Annotated in this window: 13 protein-coding genes and 1 tRNA gene; 4 read left to right on the top strand and 10 right to left on the bottom strand. The window is 58.2% G+C overall.

The genetic code is table 11. From position 1 onward, the window contains the following. Positions 1 to 29 precede the first annotated feature (29 nt). Complete coding sequence (locus ACVWZG_RS08705) at positions 30 to 2,441, top strand: DEAD/DEAH box helicase (RefSeq protein WP_457405967.1); 2,412 nt, start codon at positions 30 to 32, stop codon at positions 2,439 to 2,441. Between the two features lie 40 nt (positions 2,442 to 2,481). Further along, the gene (locus ACVWZG_RS08700) at positions 2,482 to 2,841 is read left to right on the top strand and encodes a hypothetical protein (protein ID WP_414331067.1); all 360 of its coding nucleotides are present in this window, start codon (positions 2,482 to 2,484) and stop codon (positions 2,839 to 2,841) included. A gap of 418 nt (positions 2,842 to 3,259) precedes the next feature. Here ACVWZG_RS08700 and ACVWZG_RS08695 read toward each other — a convergent pair. From ACVWZG_RS08695 to ACVWZG_RS08660, 8 genes are all read right to left on the bottom strand, one after another. Further along, positions 3,260 to 3,344 (bottom strand) — tRNA-Ser (locus tag ACVWZG_RS08695). Between the two features lie 73 nt (positions 3,345 to 3,417). Beyond that, positions 3,418 to 3,846 carry a DUF2358 domain-containing protein gene (locus ACVWZG_RS08690; protein WP_457405968.1) on the bottom strand — a complete coding sequence of 143 codons (429 nt, stop codon included), beginning with the start codon at positions 3,844 to 3,846 and terminating at the stop codon, positions 3,418 to 3,420. Continuing rightward, positions 3,843 to 4,640 carry an MBL fold metallo-hydrolase gene (locus ACVWZG_RS08685; RefSeq protein ID WP_457405970.1) on the bottom strand — a complete coding sequence of 266 codons (798 nt, stop codon included), beginning with the start codon at positions 4,638 to 4,640 and terminating at the stop codon, positions 3,843 to 3,845. The genes ACVWZG_RS08690 and ACVWZG_RS08685 overlap by 4 nt, the downstream gene beginning before the upstream one ends. Positions 4,641 to 4,655: 15 nt before the next feature. After that, the gene (locus tag ACVWZG_RS08680; protein WP_457405972.1) at positions 4,656 to 5,996 is read right to left on the bottom strand and encodes a TldD/PmbA family protein; all 1,341 of its coding nucleotides are present in this window, start codon (positions 5,994 to 5,996) and stop codon (positions 4,656 to 4,658) included. A gap of 54 nt (positions 5,997 to 6,050) precedes the next feature. Continuing rightward, positions 6,051 to 7,448 carry an RNA-guided endonuclease InsQ/TnpB family protein gene (locus ACVWZG_RS08675; protein WP_457405974.1) on the bottom strand — a complete coding sequence of 466 codons (1,398 nt, stop codon included), beginning with the start codon at positions 7,446 to 7,448 and terminating at the stop codon, positions 6,051 to 6,053. A gap of 4 nt (positions 7,449 to 7,452) precedes the next feature. Continuing rightward, a complete protein-coding gene (locus ACVWZG_RS08670) occupies positions 7,453 to 7,866 on the bottom strand; it encodes a DUF4351 domain-containing protein (RefSeq protein WP_414331009.1) in 414 nt (137 codons plus the stop codon). Continuing rightward, positions 7,863 to 8,294 carry a hypothetical protein gene (locus ACVWZG_RS08665; protein WP_457405976.1) on the bottom strand — a complete coding sequence of 144 codons (432 nt, stop codon included), beginning with the start codon at positions 8,292 to 8,294 and terminating at the stop codon, positions 7,863 to 7,865. The genes ACVWZG_RS08670 and ACVWZG_RS08665 overlap by 4 nt, the downstream gene beginning before the upstream one ends. Positions 8,295 to 8,314: 20 nt before the next feature. Beyond that, positions 8,315 to 9,775, bottom strand: coding sequence for a TldD/PmbA family protein (locus ACVWZG_RS08660; RefSeq protein ID WP_457387919.1), 1,461 nt, complete (start codon positions 9,773 to 9,775; stop codon positions 8,315 to 8,317). A gap of 160 nt (positions 9,776 to 9,935) precedes the next feature. Between ACVWZG_RS08660 and ACVWZG_RS08655 the strand changes: the two genes are divergently transcribed. Further along, positions 9,936 to 10,676, top strand: a complete 741-nt coding sequence (locus ACVWZG_RS08655) for a uracil-DNA glycosylase (RefSeq protein ID WP_457405979.1) — start codon at positions 9,936 to 9,938, stop codon at positions 10,674 to 10,676. 57 nt (positions 10,677 to 10,733) lie between these two features. On the opposite strand, the gene ACVWZG_RS08650 is transcribed toward ACVWZG_RS08655, so the two are convergent. Then, a complete protein-coding gene (locus ACVWZG_RS08650) occupies positions 10,734 to 11,582 on the bottom strand; it encodes a methyltransferase domain-containing protein (protein ID WP_457405981.1) in 849 nt (282 codons plus the stop codon). 122 nt (positions 11,583 to 11,704) lie between these two features. Next, positions 11,705 to 12,364, bottom strand: coding sequence for a CDP-alcohol phosphatidyltransferase family protein (locus ACVWZG_RS08645; protein ID WP_414407724.1), 660 nt, complete (start codon positions 12,362 to 12,364; stop codon positions 11,705 to 11,707). Positions 12,365 to 12,785: 421 nt separating this feature from the next. Between ACVWZG_RS08645 and ACVWZG_RS08640 the strand changes: the two genes are divergently transcribed. Further along, complete coding sequence (locus ACVWZG_RS08640) at positions 12,786 to 13,769, top strand: ABC transporter ATP-binding protein (RefSeq protein ID WP_414344385.1); 984 nt, start codon at positions 12,786 to 12,788, stop codon at positions 13,767 to 13,769. Positions 13,770 to 13,835 lie beyond the last annotated feature (66 nt).

Raw genomic sequence — 13,835 nt, 5'->3', positions numbered from 1 at the left:
CCAGGTTTCCCAATGCTGATTTGGATCCCATGAGTGCGCTTCTCTCCCCGGCAACCGATTTGCTGGACGAGTTGCGGCAGCTTTTCCCCTTCGAGCTGGACGACTTTCAGATCCGAGCCATTCAGGTTCTGGCTGCTGGGGAATCGGTGGTGGTCTGTGCTCCCACGGGATCCGGCAAGACCCTGATCGGAGAGTATGCCATCTATCGGGCCCTATCCCAGGGCAAGCGGGTTTTCTATACAACGCCCCTGAAGGCCCTCTCCAACCAAAAGTTCCGGGATTTTGGCCAGCAATTCGGCCCAGAACAGGTTGGCCTGCTCACCGGCGACATCTCCATCAACCGGGAGGCGCCGATCTTGGTGATGACCACCGAGATCTTCCGCAACATGCTCTATGGCACGCCGCTCTCTCTGGCCGTTCAGAGAGGAGCCTCCGGCGATGGGATGGAACCTTGGGAGGAGGCGGAGGCCCTGAGTCGGGATCCCTTGCGAGAGGTGCAGGCGGTGATCCTGGACGAATGCCATTACATGAACGACCAGCAGCGGGGCACCGTCTGGGAAGAAGCAATCATCTACTGCCCCCCCACGATCCAGCTCATTGCCCTTTCTGCCACCCTGGCCAACAGCGACCAGCTCACCGATTGGATGAACCAGGTGCATGGCCCCACCCATCTGATCGACTCCAACCACCGCCCGGTGCCGCTGCAATTTCACTTTGCCAATCGCAAAGGGCTGTTCCCCCTGCTGGAGCAAACCGAGTCCGGCCAGTGGGTTTGCAATCGCCGCCTGAAAAGCAAACTCCCCAAGTCAGGTCAGTCTCCCTATGGGGGAGTGCCGGATATGGTGCAGGTGGTGGAGAACTTGCGCCAGCGGGACATGCTGCCGGCCATCTATTTCATCTTCAGTCGCAAAGGCTGTGATATGGCCGTGGCCAGCGTAAGGGATCTGGACTTGGTAGCCAGCGAGGAAGAACGGCAGCAGTTGGCCGAGCAGATCGACCGCTTTTGTCGAGAAACGCCCGAAGCTGTCCGCCGAGATCAGTTGGATGCCCTTTACCGGGGTATTGCCGCTCACCATGCCGGCATGTTGCCTGCCTGGAAGGGACTGGTGGAGCATCTGTTTCAGCAGGGGCTAGTGAAGCTGGTCTTCGCCACTGAGACTTTGGCCGCCGGGATCAACATGCCCGCCCGCACAACTGTCATCTCCTCCCTTTCTAAGCGCACCGACAACGGCCACCGCCTCTTGACCGCTTCCGAGTTCATGCAAATGTCGGGCCGAGCCGGACGGCGGGGCAAGGACATCATCGGCCATGTGGTGACGGTGCAATCCCCGTTTGAGGGGGCCCAAGAAGCTGCGCGGCTGGCCACCTCTGGAGCGGATCCCTTGGTGAGCCAGTTTACCCCCACCTATGGCATGGTGCTGAACCTGCTGCAAAAGCACTCTTTGGAAGCAGCACGGGATCTGATCAACCGCAGCTTCGGCCAGTATTTGCTCTCGTTGCAAAAGTTGCCCGAACAACAGGAGATCCTGCACACGCGCGCCGAGCTGGAGGAGATCGACCGTCTCTTGGGAGGCATTGCCGACGAAGATATCGCCCGCTATGAGAAGATGCAGGCGCAACGGCGGGAAGAACGACGCATTTTGCGCTACTTGCTCAAACAACGGGAAGCTGAGCCGGATCCCACCTTGCGGCTGTTGGCCTTTCCCCACATCCAAGCCCAAGAGGAAAAAATCCGTGCCCTAGAAGCTCAAATCCGAGAGAACCCCGCTCACCAAGTGGGGAAAAAGTTGCTGGGTTTGCGAGAAAAACGACAGCGCTTGCTCAAGCGCCTCGAGCACCTGGAGCGGCAGAGCGATTCCGTGCAGGAGTTGCGCTGGCAACAATTTATGGCCTTGGTGGGGGTGTTGCAGGATTTCAACTGTCTGCAAGAATATCAACCTACCGATAGCGGAGAGGTGGTGGCCGCGCTGCGGGGGGATAACGAGCTCTGGCTGGCGCTGGCTCTGCTCTCGGGTGAGTGTCAGGGCTGTGCTCCCCATCATTTGGCCGGAGTTGTGGCTGCCTTGGTCTCAGAGGCTCCCCGTTCAGGTACCTACAGCCGGCTGCGCACCTCAGGACTGGTGGAGGATGTGCTGCACGGATTGCGGGGTTTACGGCGGCAGCTGTTCCGCAGCCAACGGCAACACCAGGTGTTTCATGTGCCGATCGGGTTTGAGCCCAGCTTGGCTGGGATCGTCGAACATTGGGCGCAAGGGATCCCTTGGGAGACCCTGGAAGCCAGCACCAACCTAGATGCCGGAGACCTGGTGCGCCTGATCCGCCGCACGCTGGATTTGCTTTCTCAGATCCCTTATGTTCCCCATCTGCCGGCGGAGTTACGGGAAAATGCCCGTCAAGCCCAAAAAATGCTGGATCGCTTCCCGGTGAGCGAGTTGATCTAGCGAGCTCAGACCGTTTGCTGTTCAGTGAGGTTGCAGCTCTATGATGCCCGCCGGTGAACCCACCCTCAGGGATGTATTGAGTGTTATTGAAGAGATCCGGCAAGATGTGGAAGAGATCCGACAGGATGTGGAAGGACTCCGGCAGGATGTCTCCAGAACCAACGAGCGGCTAGAAGCCCTGGCAGCCGATCAAGCAAAGCGCTGGGCCGAGCAGGAAAGACGTTGGGCTGAGCAGGAGAGACGTTGGGCCGAGCAGGGGATAGAAAACCGGGTGATCCTAGAACGAATTGACACCTATCAAAAGGCTAGCGCCCAAGTGGTTAACCTGGCTTTTGCCTTGATTGGAGCTGCCACCGTAGCTCTTGTCGGCATCGTCCTACGGTTGGCCGTTAGTCTATAGTCAGCTGGTTCGGCAAAAACTTCGGCAGGCAGGATGGCCTTGCTTCTCTATTCGGCAACTGGTACGGCTTGTCCTTGAGTTTGGCATTCCGAATGGCCATCTCTGACAGGGCCATGTCGCACCCCGTCTGTTATATCCCCTATTGTGTCCCACTTTAGCCTGGATTACAGTGGGTTTCCCCGGTCTATCGTGGACACTAAAAAGCCCAGAAGCCTTGCTGGGTAAGAGCTTTCTGGACTTCAGTGGACGTTATCGGATTACGGAGAGAGTGGGATTCGGTCGCGCCAGCGGGCCGGATGGCCCTACCCACGGTGAGTTGCTCTCACAAACAAGTTCCAGCGGAGAGAGTGGGATTCGGTCGCGCCAGCGGGCCGGATGGCCCTACCCACGGTGAGTTGCTCTCACAAACAAGTTCCAGCGGAGAGAGTGGGATTCGAACCCACGGTGAGTTGCCCCACACAGCATTTCCAGTGCTGCGCCTTCGACCACTCGGCCATCTCTCCAGATTGAGAACAGGGGCGACTTTCCAGAGAGCTAAAAAGTCAGCTTTGTGATCCTAGCAGAGGATGGAAGCCATCAATGAGATCCTTTGGGATCCCCAGGCCGAAACATTTGCAGCAGCACTTCCCAGCGGGAGCATCGCCAGTAGTCAATATGGGATCCGATTAACCCCGACTCGTTGATCTGTATTTCTGTCCAGCCGGGGATGCACAGGCGGGGACGCCAAGGCAAAGCCAAAGAACCGCTTAGGATCCACTCGGTGCGGATCTGGCTGCCGGTTTGTCGAATATCCTGCAGCTCGAGACGGATATCCTGTAGCCAACGCCCTATCCCCTCGATCATGCGGCGATAGCGATCCAAGCCGCGAAACTCGTTGAGGGGATCCCGGAAGTAAACCTGCGGGTCGTAGATCGCATAGGTCTGATCCTGGGGAAAGCGAGCGTAATCTGCCCGCAAGATGGCCACCAGATCGGCGCTAGGCGGGGCTTGGGAAGGAAGGCTCATGTCTTGGCCGCGACAGAAAGAGACACCGTTTCCCCAGGGGCGGGGCAACACAACTGGATGGATTGGGACGTGGCGGCATTCAAGGCTGCCAGCTTTTCTCGAAACTCCTGCAGGCTGCCCAAGGGGCGGATCTGGGCGGCAAACCACCCGTGGTAGTCCACCTCTCCCATCGCCGTAGGGATCACCTGCTGGGGGCGTAGGGCTGCCACCACCTCCAGGGCCCGCTCTGGCCCCATGATCACCTCTCCCAAGAGGGGAAAGATCTGCCCCACCACCGGGATCAGCAGAGTATGAATGGGGCACAATTCCTGCTGCAATCGCAGCCGGACATCCGGTTGGGAAAGATGAGGCTCGTAGTAAAGCCGTGTCTGGGAGGACACCTCTTCCAGCAGATAGCCCAGCTCACGGACAGGCCCCAGGAGCGCACCGGGAATGGCCGTGACGCGCAGATCCCCCCACTGAGCGGACTGCCAGGGATCCAGAGCTTGAACTGTTGCAAATCCCAGACTCTTCACGACTCTGGCTGCAGCCGGCGAGGCCAAAACGGGGATCCGCTTATCCAGGCGCTGCAACGTTGGTGGGTGGCAGTGATCCGGCTGGGCTTGGCTGAGGAGGATCCCGTCGATTTTGGGCAAGGTCTCCGGCGTAAAAGGGAGCGGCTGGCGGTGCTCCAGGCGGATGAACCAGGGCATCCCCAGAAACACCAAGGGATCCACCAGCCACGGATCCAATAGGAAGGTTTGCTCCCGGGTGTGGATGAGCCAACTGTTGAGGTCGATGCGGGTCAGTTTCATAAGTTGAAAGTAAGGTTATTGGCCGGTAGTGGAGAGATCGGCAACCCAGATGCGGGGACACAGCCCACCCGGTGTGACTTGCGGCTCGGGCTCGACGTAGAAAATCGACTTCAACAACTCCAGAAAGTCTCCGGCCACCGTGGCGGCTTCGATGCTGATGCGCTCTCCTTGGCGCACCCACCACCCCTGAAACGGCAGCGAGAAGGATCCCTGTAGGGGCTTAACGCCGGCATGAAGCGCTTGCAGCTCATCGATCCAAACTACATTTTCAGCCGTAGCCAAGTCATAGGTGCTCTCCGGCGGTGCCCCGGCAAATACATGGTAGTAGTGGGCGGCAACTGTGACCTTGGCGCCGATGTTGGCATGGCCAGTGGGCTTGGCTCCTAGGCGCTTAGCCGTACCGGCGCTGTGCAAAAAGTGGGTCAAGACCCCATTGGTGATGAGGGGGACGCGGCGAGTGGGTGTGCCTTCGCCATCAAAGCTGATCGCTCCCACATTGGTCGGGTGTAGGGCATCATCACACACCGATAGGAGAGGCGAGGCAATGGTCTTGCCCAGGGATTCTGGGGTGGACAGGCTTTGGTTGTCCAAAATGTTTTGAGCATTGAACACATTGGAGAAGGCGCCCAACAAACTCAAAAAGGCTTCTCCGGAAAAGACCACTGTGTATTTTCCAGAGGGGATCCGCTCGTACTCCAGATGGCTAATCAGTTTCTCAGCAGCTTCCTGCACACAACCCTGGATATCCAACTCATCCAGGCTGCGAGCCACTCGCATGGCTCCGGCGCTGCGGGGTTTGCGACCTTCTTGCTCTGCCTTGCTGTAGAGAAAAACCGAAGCGAGGGTATGCTCCTCTTGTCGTAGGGCTTGGTGGCTGTTGAGGTAGAAGCGGTTGATCTGCCGCTGCGCTAGGCCGTTATAGGGCACCCCCTGAATGGCGGGATGGGATCCCAGGAGTGCCTTTTCAGCAGCCACCAACTGTTCCAACAAGTCGCCGGCCAAAGCCAACGGCCCTTTGTCATTACAAGGCTGGGCAATGGGCAGAGTGGCTTCCGGGCTGAATTGAGGGGCATGTTCCCGCACGCCAAAATGGCTGGCTTCAAAGGCTGTTTGCAGGGCCAGTTCCAGCCCCGCCTCATCCACATCAGTGGTGGAGGTCACCCCCACCTGACCCTGGTCGTTCCAGGCCCGCACCGTCACGCTGCAGCGGTGGGAAGCCTTGACCTGGCGAGGTTCCCCATGATCTACCTGCACGCTGGTTTCATCCACTTGAGCCCCGTAGAGATCAAACTGAGGGATCCCCAACCGCTGGGCACAGCTTTGTGCCTGTTCTGCCAACACCTCGACTTGCACCATTGCCACTCCCCAAGTTCCTGTTGCCATCCAGCGCCTCTAGTAAACTACCCGCACTCATGCTGACGCAGAGCGCTCCGCACCGCTAAAGCGAAAGAGTGCAGGCTTTCGGTAGCCCTGTAGTTGGCAAGCCAACCACGGACCCCTAGGCTGGTTTACAGCAGCCCCAAGTTTGGCAATCATGTTGGCCCCATTCCAGTCCGCATCCCCTTCCCATCCACAGTGCCCACACTTAAACTTCTTCCCACTGCGATAGGATTGCGCAGGGTCGGGATGGATGTGCAAACACTTGTGACAGGTCTGCGAGGTATAAGCAGGCGGAACAAGGATCAGAGAAACCCCTGCAACTCTCGCCTTGTATTCCAGAAACTGCCTCAGTTGGTAGAACGCCCAACTGTTGGCCCTGCGCCGCTCGGCTTTGCTGCGGGGTTGTTGGTTGATACGCTCCCGTATCCCTGTCAAGTCCTCTAAAGCAATAGCGCTATTTGTGGCCTTTGCCCTAGAAACAATAGCTTTAGAGATGCAATGATTGACCCACGTTTTTGCTACGCAACGCTGACGCGACTGAAAGCGTCTCTCCTTACCAGACAGCCGTTGCAACAGTTCTCTGCATCTGCGCCGCGAACTGCGTGTGCCCTTACTGGCTTTGCGTTGGAGTACCGCCCTCAACCGGGAGTAGTGGTCTCGGACTCTGTTCAACTGCTGTCCATTCCAGTTGTCCCCCTCTGACGTATGGGCAATATCTGTCCTTCCCAAGTCCACGCCTACCACCTGAGCGGTGTTCTGCTGTTCCGGTAACTTTGCTTCCACGCAAATCTGGATGGAGTAGGAACCGTCTTTGCGCTTGACCAGAGTGGCCGTTCGCGTCAGCGGACCGGAGGTCTTTCGCGTCAGCGGACCGGAGGTCTTTCGCGTCAGCGGACCGGAGGTCTTTTTGGGATTGGAGCCTGCCAACTGTTCTCTCTGGTAATGACCAATCGCCAGCTCAAAGCGTTCTCGACCCTCCACCGTGGTGTTCGCGTTAGCGTCGCGTAGCGACAGCGACACCGTCCAGTCTTTCTCGCGAAACAAAAAGATACGAGCGTCGTAGGTAGCGAAGCCACCCTTGTTCGCGTTAGCGTCGCGTAGCGACAACGCTTTGACCGGGCGGTTTTTCTGTTGTGCCACCTTGCGAGCAGACGCTACCCGTCTGCATATCTGTTGGTCGCGTAAGCGGGACGTAGTCCTTGCCAAATTACTGGACAAGCCGAAACGGGCACGGATTTCGTAGTAGCACAGGGATTGGAGTTTCAGTGGGTTGACGACTTTCTCGGGTGTGTTTTGGTTGACCCAGTTCAAGGCTTGGCCGTTCGCGTTAGCGTCGCGTAGCGACAAAGCATCCAATGTCTCGTCCAATTTGGCGGCTTGCGACTGGGACACCTTGAGCTTGCAAGAAACGGTCAGGACTTGGGTCATAGCCTTATTGCATTTTACTCACATTCCTCCCGACCCTTGCCCTGTGGGCAGAGAGCGGGGCTCCTGCGGTTTCTAGCTGACGGGCCAGCCAGGCGGTCAACTCTTCCGAGCTGCTGAAGTCCAACAGAGCTTCCCCCAGCGCCTCCAGTTGTGACGTTGACAAAGCCCAAATCTTATTCTCAAGGGCCGGGTCAAGGGATCCCAACTTCCGCCTGAGCAGCCGCAAAACCAGCGTTGCTTCCCCGTGTTGCAATCCCTGTTGTAATCCTTGTTGCAATCCTTGTTGTAGCCCTTGTTGCAGGCCCAGTTGTAGTCCTTCTCTGCGTCCTTCTTTGCGCCCTTCTTCCAGTCCCTCTCGCAGAGCTTCTGCCCGCCACTCTTGGTAGATCACCGATTCCCTCATATCCAAAGACCTCATGATCTGCCAATCAAACCCCGATCCAATGCTAGTCCCGCCAAGACGGCTGTTGCGGCTGCCAATTCCCTTCTCTCACTGGGGTCTGCCAAGCTCTCTAGCTCACTGACCACCTCTCGCAAGGTTTCTGCTGGATCTTCCACCTGGCTCAGAACCCGAAAAGGCAGTAGGGCTTGCCGATCCGCTCCGGCCCTCAAATCACATTCCCACAGGCGGACAACATCAAACTCATGGCTCAGCCTCTCTAGACGAAAAGAGGTCTGGAAAACTCGCTCCGACCCCGTTTTGCGCAAGTCAATGACCACCTGCTGCACCGATAGGTGAGGATACCTCCGATAGAGTCGGAGCCGAGCCACTTCTCCCATGAGCCAGCGGGCAAACTGCTCTGGGAAACGCTCGGCCAGATATTTGCAGACGTTGTCATAGGCCATGTCGAGGTGGATCCCTGGAATTAGCGACCGCCCACGGTAATGGAATCTACCTTGATGTGAGGCTGCCCGACGGTGACGTAAATGCTGCCACTTACAGAGCCACAGAACCCAGCTGCCAAGCTGAGGTCCTTAGAACACATGGAGATTTTGGTCAAGATGTCTTTGGCTTCTCCGATCAGAGTGGCTCCCTTGAGGGGTTTGGTAATCTTGCCGTTTTCGATGAGATAGGCTTCTTCGACGGCGAAGTTAAATTGCCCAGTGGGGCCGACGCTCCCTCCCCCCATACGCTTGCAGTAAATGCCTTTGTCGATAGAAGCAAAAAGATCGTCCAACTCTGCATCTCCAGGGGCGATGTAAGTGTTGCGCATACGGCTGGCAGGGGCAAAGGTGTAGTTTTGGCGGCGACCGCTGCCGGTGCGGGGGTGGCCGGTGCGCATTGAGCCGGCCCGGTCGGCCAGGAAGTTTTTCAAAATGCCCTTCTCGATCAGCAGAGTGCGCTGGACGGGCATCCCCTCGTCGTCCACATCCAGGCTGCCAAAGGCCCCTTCAGAGAGACCTTCGTCCCAGGCGGTAAGGTTTTTGTGGGCAATTTTCTGGCCTTTTTTGTCGGCAAAGGGAGTGGTTTTGCGCTCAATCTGGGTGGTTTCCAACAGATGCCCGCAGGCTTCGTGGAAGATAACGCCGCCAAAAGCGTTGGACATCACAATCGGGTAGGTGCCGGATTCCACGTAGTCGGCATAGAGCATCTGGCCGGCGGCTTCTGCCAGTTCCCGGCTATGGGCCTCCAGATCCCAACGGCGCAAAAAGTTGGGATCCCCCGTACCGCCGGAGCGTTGACTGACAGAGGCGCGATGGGATCCATCGGCACAGAGCAGCGTAGAGCTCACGGATTGGGTGAGGCGCACATCCCGCACAAAGGTGCCATCGCTGCAGGCCACCAGAATCTCTTGCCAATCGCGGAAATAGGTGGTGCGGCGGGACTGCACATGGCGGGCTTGGCGACCCAGTTGCTCGTTGGCTTTGAGCAGGATCTCCCCCATCTCCGCAATGGGGCTACATTCCTTCAACCAGCCATCTTTGCGGCGACGCTCGCCGTAGTCCTGCAGCATCTCCAGGTTGATGGCAGAAACCAGCGCTGTGGGGCCAGGAGGGGTGAAGCCCATCAGCGAAAGGCCCTTCTCCAGAGCAGCCTTGAGACCGGCAAAGGACAGATCGTTGGTGCTGACGTAGCAGTCGGCCAAGCCGCGAAACACCCGCACGCCGGCCCCGGTGGAGAGCCGTGGGGTGATGCTGGTGATGGCGTCATCTTCGGCCAGGCAACTGATGGAATTGCCCCGTTCTAGAAAAATCTCCACCAAATCGGCACCGGCAGCGCGCCCCCAGCCCAACAGGGCAGAGAGGGGATCCCGCCAATCCTCGTCGAAGCGCTGTAGAGTATGACGGTAGTTCAGGTTGGGCAGTTCTTTGGACAAAAGCAGCATGGCAGGCTCAGGGAGTAGAGACGAGCTAAGGCCGGCGCAAGTTTTCGTTTTCTCAGTTTAACAAGGAGTAAAGGTTCTCCCCTGCCGGCAAATTGACCTGGAGCTTGACAAGGGCGGGGGAGCAATCGAAGATCGCTGCACAAGGAAACCTCGACTTGCAATGGCTGCCAAGAAAAAACCGCCGGAGCTTCAGCCCAGCCTGTTTGACGATCCCATCGAGCCGCCAGCCCCGGCGGAGGAGACACTCCCCCAGTGGGATCAGATCCCCTTATCGGCCCAAGTGCCCATCCCCCCCGGCACCTACAGCGATCTGGAGCAACTGAAGCAGCATTGTCTGGTGTGCCAGCGCTGCGAGTTGGCGGCCAGCCGTACCCATGTGGTGGTGCATCGGGGCAACCCCAAGGCAAGGATTTTAATCATCGGAGAGGGGCCAGGGGAAAGCGAAGACCTGCAGGGGCTGCCTTTTGTGGGCAAGTCGGGACAATTGCTGGATAAAATCCTGGCTTCGGTGGGGCTGGATCCCGAGCAGGACACCTACATCTGTAATGTGGTCAAGTGCCGCCCCCCTAACAACCGCGTGCCCACCCAGGAGGAGATGGACGCCTGCCGCCCCTATTTGCTGGAGCAGATTCGCTTGGTGGATCCCTGGATTATTCTGCTCACGGGGGCCACCTCGGTGCGCTCCCTTTTGGGCGAGAAGCGAGGGATCACCAAGATCCGCGGGGAATGGATCCAGTGGCAGGGACGCTGGTGTATGCCCATTTTTCACCCGGCCTATCTGCTGCGCAACCCAGACCGCACCCCTGGCAGCCCCAAGTGGTTGATGTGGCAGGATATTCAGGCGGTGAAGCAAAAGTATCTGGAACTCACCGGCACAGCACCGCCCCAGCCCAACTTTTGAGCCCATTTTCCCAAGCGCCCCTTCTCCCAAAGGGGAGCAAGGGATCCCTGCGGTGGGCTAGCTTTTGGGTTTGAACCCAGTCAGCAGGCCAAAGCGAAGCAAGCCGGTGGCATAAGCCCGACGCATCAGGCCCAGCCCCAGCGCCGCCCGAAGGGTAACCCAACCGCTGCGCAGCAAAGCCCAGATCCAGCGCCAGTCGCGGGCAGAAGCGATCACCTCATCCCAGAAAGGGGCCACTCGCTCCGACCAGTCGGCGCTGCGCACCTGCTCAAAGCCCACCTGTTGGGCCAGAACCTCGTAGCCGGAGAGGCTGATCACATAGGGTAGGCAGTACACCTCGTAGATTTTCTGCAAAAGCTGTTGATCCTGCTGGCTCAGGGATCCCTCGCGGTGGCACCAGGTTACCACCATCAACTGCCCGCCCGGTTGCAAGACCCGCCAGCATTCGGCCAGAAACCGCTGCTTATCCGGCATGTGCTCGCCGCTTTCCAAAGACCACACCAAATCGAAGGTGTCGGCTGCAAAGGGCATCTCCAGAGCATCGGCCACCTGAAATTGCACCATGCTGCTCAGGCCGGCCTCTTGGGCGCGCTCCGTAGCCCGCTTGGCTTGGACGGGGCTGAGGGTAATGCCCGTAACCTGTGCCCCAAAGCGCCGGGCTAACTCCAAGCTGCTTCCCCCAATGCCACAGCCAAGATCAAGAATGTGCTGGGGAGGGCAGGGATCCCCGATCTGGCCCCACTGGATAACCCTATCAATCAAGTCAATCTGAGCTTGGCGGCGATCCTTACCGGTTTGGCCCGGCTCGTAATAGCCATGGTGCATGTGCTCCCCCCACACCCGCTCCCAGAGGCCGGAGGAGGCATCGTAGAAGTGGCGAATGCGTTGGTTGAGGGTGGAGGTCATGGCAACAGATCTCCATGGCTTTTTTATTTTGGATCCTCTCGCCCGGTGAAATCTGATGGGGAACCCTTGTAACCCAACTCGCGCCAGCCGGACGGAGCCATAGTAACAGACCCTTTCCGGGCTCACCTTGGAGCAGAAAGCGATCCCAGCGCCCAAACCAACCGCTGCACAGCACTCAAGAGCACCAGAATCGCCATCAGCCCAAACAAGCCCACCATGTACTCCGGGAAAAGGAAAAACAAGCCGTAGAAAAAGATGGTTTCGCTGCCCTCGATAAGCCCCGACGGCATACTTAAGCTGGTCAGTTCATCCAGGGATCCCGCCCCGACAGTGCCATCCGTCCTTGTTGCTCCGCAACGCTGTCGCGAACGCCGTTTTTCCAACAGCCCTGCCAAATACATCCAGGAGCAAAGGTTGATGTAAAAGCTGGCCAGCATCAGAGCCAGAGAAGCATAGCCCAGCAGGGATCCCTGGTGAAAGGCCAGCCCCAGGGGAACGACTGCGTAGACCACCACGTCCAGCAGCATATCCAGGTAGCCCCCCAGATCGCTTTGCCGTCCCTGCAGACGAGCCAACGTGCCGTCCAGCCCGTCCATAAACCGGTTCAGCAACCACAGGCCCAGCCCCCACCCGTAGGCCCCGTAAGCTGCCGCTGTCCCAGAGGCCAGGCCCATGGCAAACCCCGACAGGGTAATGGCTAGGGGATGCACCTGTTGGAGAGGGGTTTGCAGCACTGGAGCCAACAGCCGCTCCTTCCACTGCCTAAGCACCTTATCCAGCAAGAAACACTCCTTTCTTATTGCTCTGCAACGCTGTTGCCGATGATCACCACCGGCTGGGATCCCACAAAACCTCTGGATTCAATTTTCTTGCTCCGCACCCGCCAACGCGATGGAAATCATCATCCCAGAATCATCCCAGATGATGAGAATGCTACTGAAGGGAGGTCAGAGCAAAGTGCTGTGCCTACGGCAAAGGAACCGCACCGCTGTTGCGAATGAAGCGGATACCTACGCGGAGTATGTTTGCTCTGGCCCCTTTCCTCTACCGGAAGTGCTGCGGCAAGCCTAGGCTGGGACAAAGCCTGTGGGTAAACTAAAGGTTAGGCTGGGTAGCCTATCGCCTGGCGGACTGTGTGCTCCTTAACTCGGTGTTCGCGGCACCTTTTTCTCCCTCAACTCCAACATACCTACGAGCGAGTCCATGAGCGAGACCCCCACTTCCCCAGCAGAAGCGTTCGCGGCACCAGAGCCGGTCATTGCCATCACCGGCCTGACCAAAACCTATCGCACAGGATTTTGGCTGAACAAGGTGGTCAGCCCCCTCAAAGATTTTTCTCTGACTGTGGCCCGCGGAGAAACCTTTGGGCTGCTGGGGCCCAACGGGGCCGGGAAAACCACCACCATCAAATGCCTACTGGGCATTGTGGAGCCCACCCGCGGCAGCGGCACTTTGCTGGGCAAACCCCTGGGGGATCGCTCCATCAAGCAACAGGTGGGATATTTGCCGGAGAACCCCTATTTTTACGATTACTTGACGGCATGGGAGTTTCTCCAGTTTGCCGGCAAGGTGTTTGGTCTGCCCAATAGCCTGTTGAAGGAGCGGATCCCGCAACTGCTGGAGCTGGTGGGGCTTTCTATAGATACGGCCCGCAAAAAACAACTGCGCACCTACTCCAAGGGCATGCTGCAGCGCACTGGCATGGCCCAAGCGCTGATCAACGACCCAGAGCTGGTGTTTCTGGATGAGCCGATGTCGGGACTGGATCCCATGGGCCGCTATCAAATGCGCGAGATCATTCTGTCCCTCAAGCAGCAGGGCAAAACGGTGTTTTTCAACAGCCATATCCTGGCGGATGTGGAAGTTATCTGCAACCGAGTCGGCCTGATCATCGGCGGCAAATTGGTGCATCAGGGAACTTTGGATGACTTGCTGGGAGAGAGCAAAAGCTATCGGGTACAGGGGCACGGTGGCGCCGTCGAACAGTTCCGCGACCGCCTAGAGCACTTCTCGATTCAGGGATCCCATTGGTCGGGGGAATGGAGTGGATCCCTACCGGAGTTGCTGAGCCTTTTGAACCAAGCGGGGGCACTGGTCACCGACTTGCATTGGCAACGGCAATCCCTAGAAGAATTCTTTGTGGAGCAAGTGCGGGCCATTGAAGGGGATCATCCGGTCTCTGCCTAGGCTGGCCGTTCGCACTGGTGCTATGGAGAACCCCGAGAGCAGGACGGAGTTCTGCCCTGAGTATTT

It is taken from the genome of Thermostichus sp. OS-CIW-33 (assembly GCF_054059615.1).
This window is presented reverse-complemented; position numbering and strand designations above follow the sequence as displayed.

Bases quoted from the DNA above. Each gene is read 5' to 3' on its own strand.
- ACVWZG_RS08655 (WP_457405979.1), top strand. From the start codon at position 9,936: ATGGCTGCCAAGAAAAAACCGCCGGAGCTTCAGCCCAGCCTGTTTGAC.
- ACVWZG_RS08675 (WP_457405974.1), bottom strand. From the start codon at position 7,448: ATGACCCAAGTCCTGACCGTTTCTTGCAAGCTCAAGGTGTCCCAGTCG.
- ACVWZG_RS08680 (WP_457405972.1), bottom strand. From the start codon at position 5,996: ATGGTGCAAGTCGAGGTGTTGGCAGAACAGGCACAAAGCTGTGCCCAG.
- ACVWZG_RS08665 (WP_457405976.1), bottom strand. From the start codon at position 8,294: ATGGCCTATGACAACGTCTGCAAATATCTGGCCGAGCGTTTCCCAGAG.
- ACVWZG_RS08640 (WP_414344385.1), top strand. From the start codon at position 12,786: ATGAGCGAGACCCCCACTTCCCCAGCAGAAGCGTTCGCGGCACCAGAG.
- ACVWZG_RS08670 (WP_414331009.1), bottom strand. From the start codon at position 7,866: ATGAGGTCTTTGGATATGAGGGAATCGGTGATCTACCAAGAGTGGCGG.
- ACVWZG_RS08660 (WP_457387919.1), bottom strand. From the start codon at position 9,775: ATGCTGCTTTTGTCCAAAGAACTGCCCAACCTGAACTACCGTCATACT.
- ACVWZG_RS08705 (WP_457405967.1), top strand. From the start codon at position 30: ATGAGTGCGCTTCTCTCCCCGGCAACCGATTTGCTGGACGAGTTGCGG.
- ACVWZG_RS08690 (WP_457405968.1), bottom strand. From the start codon at position 3,846: ATGAGCCTTCCTTCCCAAGCCCCGCCTAGCGCCGATCTGGTGGCCATC.
- ACVWZG_RS08650 (WP_457405981.1), bottom strand. From the start codon at position 11,582: ATGACCTCCACCCTCAACCAACGCATTCGCCACTTCTACGATGCCTCC.
- ACVWZG_RS08685 (WP_457405970.1), bottom strand. From the start codon at position 4,640: ATGAAACTGACCCGCATCGACCTCAACAGTTGGCTCATCCACACCCGG.
- ACVWZG_RS08700 (WP_414331067.1), top strand. From the start codon at position 2,482: ATGATGCCCGCCGGTGAACCCACCCTCAGGGATGTATTGAGTGTTATT.